Annotated in this window: 9 protein-coding genes; 5 read left to right on the forward strand and 4 right to left on the reverse strand. The window is 69.8% G+C overall.

Going from position 1 to position 7,816, the window contains the following annotated elements; translation table 11 throughout:
* The first annotated feature begins 136 nt into the window (after positions 1 to 136).
* Complete coding sequence (locus tag DZA62_RS26270) at positions 137 to 1,003, forward strand: MurR/RpiR family transcriptional regulator (protein ID WP_116951901.1); 867 nt, start codon at positions 137 to 139, stop codon at positions 1,001 to 1,003.
* Here the strand turns inward: DZA62_RS26270 and DZA62_RS26275 are convergent.
* Positions 998 to 2,125, reverse strand: coding sequence for a winged helix DNA-binding domain-containing protein (locus DZA62_RS26275; protein ID WP_408619656.1), 1,128 nt, complete (start codon positions 2,123 to 2,125; stop codon positions 998 to 1,000). The two genes, DZA62_RS26270 and DZA62_RS26275, sit on opposite strands and share 6 nt — an antisense overlap.
* A 235-nt stretch (positions 2,126 to 2,360) precedes the next feature.
* Here DZA62_RS26275 and DZA62_RS26280 point away from each other — a divergent pair, with 235 nt between their 5' ends.
* From DZA62_RS26280 to DZA62_RS26290, 3 genes are read left to right on the forward strand one after another with little or no spacing between them, the layout of a single operon-like run.
* A complete protein-coding gene (locus DZA62_RS26280) occupies positions 2,361 to 3,017 on the forward strand; it encodes a cytidylate kinase family protein (protein ID WP_198664207.1) in 657 nt (218 codons plus the stop codon).
* A gap of 43 nt (positions 3,018 to 3,060) precedes the next feature.
* Positions 3,061 to 3,972: a sigma-70 family RNA polymerase sigma factor gene (locus DZA62_RS26285; RefSeq protein WP_198664208.1), complete on the forward strand. Its 912-nt coding sequence runs from the start codon at positions 3,061 to 3,063 to the stop codon at positions 3,970 to 3,972.
* 57 nt (positions 3,973 to 4,029) lie between these two features.
* Positions 4,030 to 4,941: an NADP-dependent oxidoreductase gene (locus DZA62_RS26290; RefSeq protein WP_116951904.1), complete on the forward strand. Its 912-nt coding sequence runs from the start codon at positions 4,030 to 4,032 to the stop codon at positions 4,939 to 4,941.
* A gap of 62 nt (positions 4,942 to 5,003) precedes the next feature.
* On the opposite strand, the gene DZA62_RS26295 is transcribed toward DZA62_RS26290, so the two are convergent.
* Entirely contained in the window at positions 5,004 to 5,507 is a 504-nt protein-coding gene (locus DZA62_RS26295; protein ID WP_157987921.1) for an Lrp/AsnC family transcriptional regulator, read from the reverse strand.
* A 158-nt stretch (positions 5,508 to 5,665) separates the two neighbouring features.
* Here DZA62_RS26295 and DZA62_RS26300 point away from each other — a divergent pair, with 158 nt between their 5' ends.
* A complete protein-coding gene (locus tag DZA62_RS26300; protein ID WP_116951906.1) occupies positions 5,666 to 5,914 on the forward strand; it encodes a hypothetical protein in 249 nt (82 codons plus the stop codon).
* Positions 5,915 to 6,080: 166 nt separating this feature from the next.
* Here DZA62_RS26300 and DZA62_RS26305 read toward each other — a convergent pair whose 3' ends face one another.
* Together DZA62_RS26305 and DZA62_RS26310 are read right to left on the reverse strand one after the other, a co-directional pair.
* Positions 6,081 to 7,247 (reverse strand): serine hydrolase domain-containing protein, encoded by a 1,167-nt coding sequence (locus DZA62_RS26305; protein ID WP_116951907.1) that lies wholly within the window; start codon positions 7,245 to 7,247, stop codon positions 6,081 to 6,083.
* Positions 7,248 to 7,362: 115 nt separating this feature from the next.
* Positions 7,363 to 7,816 (reverse strand): alpha-L-fucosidase (locus DZA62_RS26310; RefSeq protein ID WP_198664209.1); only part of this gene is annotated, 454 nt, incomplete at its 5' end.

A 7,816-nucleotide genomic window follows, 5' to 3' on the forward strand; every position in this document is an offset into this window, starting at 1 on the left:
CGATCTGTGCACAACGGCGCGGAATCGGCGTGGTGGAGGAGCGACCCGATGGCCCGAAGAACCGCCACGAGCCTGTGCGCTCGCGACAGGCACAGGCGGCGCCGGATGCGTCTCGTCGTCGACGAAGTGAGGGCTCATGACGAATCTGCCGTTCGAGGACTGGCTTGCGTCGCTGAGCGACCGGGCGCCCAGCAAGGGAGCCGCCCGCGGCGTCGTGACCGTGATGACGCACCAGCCCGAGTACGCGTCCTACGCCTCGGCGAGTGAGATCGCGAGGATCGCGAACATCAGCGTCGGCGGGGTGACGCGTGGTGCACAGAGACTCGGCTATCCCGGCTGGCCGGCGCTGCGTGAGGAGTTCCGGGCCCGCTATCTCTCGTCCCTGAGCCGGTCCGAGATCGCGGCGCAGCACGCGCAGGGCAGCTCGCACAGCGGCGTCGAGGAGTCCCTCGACGCCGACCAGCGAGCCCTCGCGCTCACGGCGAGTCGTGACCAGCGAGCCGTCCTCTCGTCCGCCGTCGCCGAGTTCGCCCAAGCGCACACGCGACTGGCGATCGGCGGCGGCAGCTTCGGTTGCGTCGCGCAGATCCTGTCCATGAACGCCTCGCTCGGCGGCTATCCGACGAGCTCACCCGGCGAAGGGGCGAGCGTCGTCAACGCCGTCGCCCGCCTCGGCCCGTCGGACTTCGTCGTGGCGCTGGGATTCTGGCGGGTCTACGAGAGCACGATCAGTGCCGTCACCACGGCGCGTGGCCGCGGCGCGCGCGTCCTGGTGATCACCGACCACCACGGGTCGGCCCTCGCCCAGGTGGCGAACCACGTGGTGACGGCGTCGGCCGAAGGCGGAGCGTTCTTCCCGTCCATGACGTCGGCCGTGGCGGTGGTCAACGCCTTCTGCTCCGAACTCGGACGGGTCGATGTGTCGTACACCCGGACGGCGGTGGCCGAAGCGGAGGCCGAGTGGACGCGAGCCGGGCTCCTTCGCCACCCTGCGAGATCATGAGGAGCGGACCGCACGGCTCGTCGCCGGGTCGACAGCGGAGGGGGCGGCGTCGGCTTGCATGGCTGGTGAGGGGTAGACGGTGAAGACCCGCTGGCGGTCCAGCCAGTCGGTGAGTTTCCGTGCTTCCCTTCGGAGCGCGTCATGCGCCGTCCGGGTGATGTTCTCCAGCAGTCTCAGTTCCACGACGCCCTGGGTGTCTTGTACCCAGGCTCCGACGACGCGGCCGTCGACCAGCGCGGTCGTTCCGGCGTTGCCCGCGCTGTCGAACACCTGGGGTGCGTGCGGGCCGAGAAGGAAGTCCCGCTCTTTCCAGCCCATCACGGTGGGGTCGAGCAGCGGCAGGAGCGCAACCCAGGGTTCGGGGGCCGACACCGGTTCGAGGTCGTCCTGTCGCAGCCAGCCGATCGAGCCGTCCTCCAGCGAGACGTTCCGTGCTCCGAGGTCGTCGAGGGCGGTTCGGACCGCGGCCTTGGTGCCGCCGATCCACCAGGCGATGTCCTCGACGGTGCCGGGTCCGTACGACCAGAGCCACCGACGCACGAGTTCGGCGTAGCCCGGTCGAGTCTCTGGCACGTCGGGTACGTCGTGACCCCACCATTCCGCGGTCGTCGTCCAGGTGGGACGGCTCGTGTACCAGGGGCCGGCGTTGGCGGCCCGCGCGACCGATCCGGCCATGCTGAGCTGGGCGAGTACTCGTGGGGCGATGGCCACCTTGCCGCCCCACGACCTGTCGGGGGCCAGCACGATGGACCCGCCGACTTCTGGGACTTCCTCCCGCAGCCGGGCCGAGGATCTCGGCACGCCGTCGGCGAGGTGGTCCAGCACGGCGAACTCCGCGGCCTGCAACCAGGCTGCGCCGTCCCCGTCCGGTACGGAGCCCCAGCGTTCCAGGTCCCTGATGAAGCGTCTGCGGTTGGCCGCGGCGAAGCGCGCGGAGACGCTGCCCCAGGCGGCTGGGATCAGATCGCGGGGGAACACGAAGAGCGTTTCGCGCATGGCTTGTTGCCTGACCAGGGAGCGCGTGACGTAGAGCGCCTGTTCGACGTCCTCGACGCTGACCTGCTCGGTACGTGCCCAGCAGGAGAGATGCACACTCGGTGGATCGGTCGCGTGCAAGCACACGACCGCACGAGCAGCGTCTTCGGGCGACCGCACCCGAACGGACTGTGCCAGGGCATGCCTGACGCCCAGCCGCGCACGACGCTCTTCGTCCGTGACCGACCGCACGATGGGAACGGCACCCTTCCGCATCAGGACGCTTCAGGGCTGAGTGGTGGCCAGTGCCGTCGTGCCTGGAGCAGACCGAGCAGTGCGAGTGCTCGGGTGCTGGTGGACATGCCGGCAAGCCTAGATTCCCTTGCGGTCATATAGTGGCCACCAGGGATCTGAGCATGGAGAACGTCGCCACCGGCAGGAACGCAAGACCACGCTGGCCGACGAGCTCGCCGTCGTCCTGCGCGCACAGGACCGTGACGTCATCCGCGCGACGATCGACGACTTCCTCGTTCCCCGTGCACAGCGTTACCGGCGCGGCCGGTACTCGGCCGAAGGGTGCTACTTCGACGCCCACGACCACGCCACGCTGTGCCGGGTCCTGCTCGATCCGCTGGGCCCGGGCGGAGACCGAAGGTTCCGGCATGCGGTCTACGACCGCGACACCGACACCGCGTCGTCGCCGCCGGCGACGACCGCCCCCGCAGACGCCGTGCTGCTCTTCGACGGGGTCTTCCTGCTGCGCCCGGAGCTCGCCGACCGGTGGGACCTGCGCATCTTCGTGTCCGTCCCGTTCGAGCAGACGGTGGATCGCGCCCGGGAGCGAGGCGCGGCGCTGGGCGGGTCCGCCGTCGACGCTGCCGACATCGAACGGTCCTGGCGCGACCGCTATATCCCGTCCCAGCGGCTCTACTTCGCCACGGCCCGCCCGGCCGACCACGCCGACGTCATCGTGTACAACGATCAGCTCCAGCGGCCGGCCTGGGACGTCCTGCCGCACCCGTCGACCCACAGGAGTTGACGGTCGCTCATCGTCGTCTGCGCTATACGGCCATGATGGGGTGGTGTCCGGATCGCTGGCTGTCGCGGGTGTCGAGCGGGATCGTCTGGTGGGTATGGCCTACCGGATGCTCGGGACCGTTGCCGACGCTGAGGATGCCGTGCAGGAAGCGTTCGTGCGCTGGTACCGGCTCGATGACCACGCCCGGGCGGACGTGACGAACCCGGTGGGGTGGTTCGCCAAGACGACGAGCCGGGTCTGCCTGGACGTGTTGAAGAGCGCTTCTCGACGCCACGAGCTCTACGTCGGTCCGTGGCTGCCCGAGCCGATCCCGGACGACCGGTTCCGCGTCACGGCGCCACTCAGGGCGCGCGACCCTGCGGAGCACGCGGTCACGGCGGAGTCGGTGAGCATGGCGCTGCTGGTGGTGATGGAGTCGATGACGCCCGCTGAGCGCGTGGCCTTCGTGCTCCGAGACGTGTTCGACTACCCCGTCGCGGACATCGCGGACGTGCTCGACCGGTCGCCCGGCGCCGTGCGGCAGCTGGCGTCGTCCGCCCGCGCACGGGTCGGCGCGAGCGATGCCGAGCCGAGCACCACCGGAGCGAGCGCGCGTCTCACGGAGGCGTTCCGGCACGCCGCGAACACCGGCGACATAGCGGCTCTGCTGCGCCTGCTCGACCCTGGTGTGACGCTGCGCTCCGACGGCGGCGGCGTCGCCAGAGCCGCGCTGAACCCCGTGCACGGTCCGGACAAGGTCGCCCGCTTCATCGTCGGCGTCCTCGCCCGGCAGGCGCCGATCACCCTCGCACTCCGCGAGGCCGGAGGCGGCGTCGTGCTGACGTTCGAGCGTGTCGACGGAACGGTCACCGGCGTCATCGAACTGGTGGCGACGGCCGGAATCGTGCGGGACGTGCTGATTCAGTGGAACCCGCGCAAGCTGACTCTGTGGCGCACGGACGACGCATCGACCTGACGCGGCCCGGGGGTGTGTCGTCTACATGGTGAACCCGTCGACCAGGAGGACATCACCGTGAAGGCCATCACCGTCACCGATCCGGACGCCGGCACCGCTGGCATGACGCTGACCGAGCAGCCCGAACCCCGTGCGTCGGAGAACGACGTCATCGTCCGCGTCCACGCGTCCGGATTCACGCCGGGCGAACTGACCTGGCCGGCCACGTGGACCGACCGCGCCGGGCGAGACCGCACCCCGAGCATCCCCGGACACGAACTCTCCGGCGTCGTCGCCGAACTCGGATACGGCACCACCGGCCTCGCCGTCGGACAGCGCGTGTTCGGCCTCGCCGACTGGACCCGCAACGGCACCCTCGCCGAGCTCGTGGCCGTCGAAGCTCGCAACCTCGCCCCGCTCCCGGCTGACATCGACTTCGTCACCGCCGCCAGCCTGCCGATCTCGGGCCTCACCGCCTGGCAGGGTCTCTTCGAACACGGCCACCTTCGCTCCGGGGAGAGCGTGCTCGTGCACGGTGCGGCCGGCGGGGTCGGCTCCGTCGCGACGCAGCTCGCGCGCGACGCCGGCGCCTACGTCATCGGCACCGGCCGTACCGCGGACAGGGACGTCGCACTCGGGTTCGGGGCGAACGAGTTCGTCGACCTGGGTACCGACGAACTCACCTCGGCCGGGCCGGTGAATCTCGTGTTCGACGTCATCGGTGGCGACATCGGGGACCGCTCCGTCGACCTCGTCCGGGCCGGCGGCACGTTCGTCAGCATCGCCGGACCCACGCGGCAGCCCGCAGGCGGCCGCTCCGTGTTCTTCGTCGTGGAAGCCGTCCGCGACCAGCTCACGCAGATCGCCGCGCGCGTCCGCGACGGCCGGCTGCGTACCGGCATCGGCACGGTTCGACCGCTCGACGACGCCGTCGCGGCACTCAACCCCACCGAACGCTCCACGGGCAAGACCATCATCAGCGTCGGCTAGCCGCGCCGGCCACGGCGGATCGCCACGCGCCCGGACTCGGCAGCCGGCTGCGTCGCCGAGGGTCAACGCGCCGCTGGCGTCGAGCGACCCCAGCCGGTGCCCTTGGTGACCCGGTTCAGCAGCGGCAGCACGCGGTAGGGAAGCGGCGTCGCGACGGTGAACGTGGAGGTCGTCTTGCGGACGCCGTCGATCGCCACGATGGCGGCGGTGAGGGCCTGGAGTTCTTCGAGTGAGCCGATCGCCACGTGCACCAGGAGATCCTCCCGGCCGGCCTGGATCCGGACCTCGAGAACCTCCGGCAGTCGTCGGAGGCCCGCGATGATCGGCGACATGACACGCTGGTCGATCTCCAGGTTCACCAGCGCCTGCACAGGCATGCCGACGGCGGTGAGGTTGATGACCGGCTGGAAGCCGACGAGGACCTGTTCATCCTCGAGGCGCCGGAGGCGCTGCTGGACCGTGGCCCGGCTGACGCCCATGGCGCTGGCGAGTTCGGCGATGCCGGCCCGGGCGTTCTCGGTGAGCCGGCCCAGGATCTCGACATCGAGCTCGTCGATGCTTGCCATCACGCCTACCTCTCGCTCGCTGCCGACGTCCTTGCTGAGCACATTGCAAGGTTCGTCGAGACATCGTTGACGATCTGAGCTGCAGTATCGAGGATAGGGCTTCAGATGGCGGCCTTAGCCGGGAAGGACGGCTCATGACCAGCTCTGGGGTGTATGCGGTGTCGGTCGTTCTCGTGGGATCGGATCGCGCGGCGCTGCTGGCGCTCGTCTCGACCCTGCACCGACGGGGAGTCGACGTGCTGGAGGCCGATCTGTCGCGGCCGGCCGGAGGGCGGCGCGTTTTCAACGCGACCATCGCCGCCACCCCGCGCCAGGCGTCCTCCGTCGAGGCATCGCTCGGTCAGCTGATCGATGTCGTCGAGGTCGTCGCATGCAAGGCGATCGACGCCCGTCGGCGGGCCGCGTAGGGCGCCCCATCGGCCTCGTCGCCCCGGGCCGGCACACGAGCGAACGCGAGGAGGCGGCCGCCTCCTGAAGCGCTGTTCCAGGACCGCGAACTCGACGCCTGCTCGAGGGCGGAGCGCCTTGGACGACGAGCGGTCGAGGAGCGCCGTCTGTGCACGCACCGCCTGATCAGCCGATGACCCGGCGGAGCGCAGCAACCAGGTGGTCGGCCCGTGAGCCGTCTGCCATCCGATTGGTCAGGTAGGCGAAACCTACCTTCGCGTCGGGGTCGGCGAAGGCCAGCTGTCCACCCGCGCCGTCGTGGCCGAAGGAACGCGGCGAGAGGAGGGGTTGGGATGGGGTGGGGATCCTCATGCCGGAGCCCCACGAGGGGTAGGGCGGGGGGTTCGTCGCGAAGTGCGGCTTCCCTGTGCTTCGTGGGGCCGCCAGCTTCTTGCTGGTCTCATCGCTGATGAGACGTAGCCCTCGTGTGTCGGTGACGGTTGCCGACCAGATACGAGCGATGGCGCCCGCCGTGGCGATGACGCCGGCACCGGCAAGCTCCGCGCGGTGCACCAACGGATCGTTGAAGCCGCCCGTCGGTGAGATGAGCGTCAGCGGGAAGGCTCCACCGAGTGTGGTCGCCTGGGTCACCCAGCGCACGGCATCGGCGTCTCCGGCGAGGTCTGCCGCGGTCGACGGGTCCTGAACCAGGAGGCTCACGCGGTGCTCGTACTCCGGCGGCAGACCCATCCAGGCGTCCGCGTCGAGGGGTCCCGCTACCTGGTCGGCGAAGAACCGGCCGGCCGTTCGCCCGGCAGCTCGAAGGATGAGCTGCTCGACGATGAAGCCGTACGTCAGGGTGTGGTAGCTGTGCGTCGTGCCGGGTGCCCACAGCGGTTCCTGATCGGCGAGAGCTGCTGCCACGCTGTGCCCGTCCAGTGCTTCCGCCAACGTGAAGTTCTGTCGTGGTGCGGAGACTCCCGCGCGGTGCGCCAGGGCGTCCGCGATGGTGATCTTCTCTTTACCCTGGGCGCCGAACTCGGGCCAGATCGTCGCGACCGGTGTCTCCAGCGAGGGTATGTCCCCTCGTTCGAGGAGCATCCCGACGAGGACGGCGGCGATGCCTTTGGTGCAGGAGAAGGTCACGGACAGCGTGTCCCGTGACCACTCACGCCGGCGTCGTTCGTCTGCTGTTCCGCCCCAGACCTCGACGGTCGGCTGTCCGTCGATCCACACGGCGAGAGTGGCTCCGGTTCGGCCGTCGTCATCGAGAGTGCGGCGAAAAGCGTCGGCTACCGCGCCGAAGCCCGGTTGAACGATGCTCTCGTGTCGATCGGGGTCAGTCACGGGCACGGTTCCTCCTGGTGGCCGACGTCGAGGCTGCGGAGTGCATCGTCCGCGTGGTCGTCCGTGGGGGAGTCACGGACGACCACGCGGGTGCCTGGTGGCCGGCGCCGGCGGCTGACCGTCAGTGGTTCAGGAACAGTTCGATGACGGGGACGGCGACGTCGGGTCGTTGGACCGGCAGCTCGAGTGTGAGGTCGTCGGGCGAGGTGCCCAGTTCGGGGTGGGTGTCGGTGTTCTCGTGGTGGGGGACCAGCCGGATTTCGGAGGCGTCGTTGAGCAGCTGTGCGTAGCGGACCTTCCCGGCCAGCCCGGGCAGGTGCAGGTGTTTGAACGGCCACGAGAAGATGTGTAGGTAGAGCCGGTTGCCGTGTTGGGTGTAGCGGCAGTCCGGGGGCGGCACGAACGTGCTGGCGCCGGCGTCGTGGATGGAGCGGGCGTGCAGGCGCATCCAGCGTCCGATCTCGGTGAGGGTGTCCAGCGCTCGGGGTTCGAGTTCGCCGCGGCCGTTGGGGCCGACGTTGAGCAGCAGGTTGCCGTCTTTGGAGACGGTGTCGATGAGCAGCTTGATCAGCAGT

This window comes from Jiangella endophytica (assembly GCF_003427025.1).
GTDB classification, from domain to species: domain Bacteria; phylum Actinomycetota; class Actinomycetes; order Jiangellales; family Jiangellaceae; genus Jiangella; species Jiangella endophytica.

What these genes read in the sequence shown, in the direction of transcription:
- DZA62_RS26295 (WP_157987921.1), bottom strand. Translation starts at nt 5,507, where the DNA reads ATGGCAAGCATCGACGAGCTCGATGTCGAGATCCTGGGCCGGCTCACC.
- DZA62_RS26270 (WP_116951901.1), top strand. Translation starts at nt 137, where the DNA reads ATGACGAATCTGCCGTTCGAGGACTGGCTTGCGTCGCTGAGCGACCGG.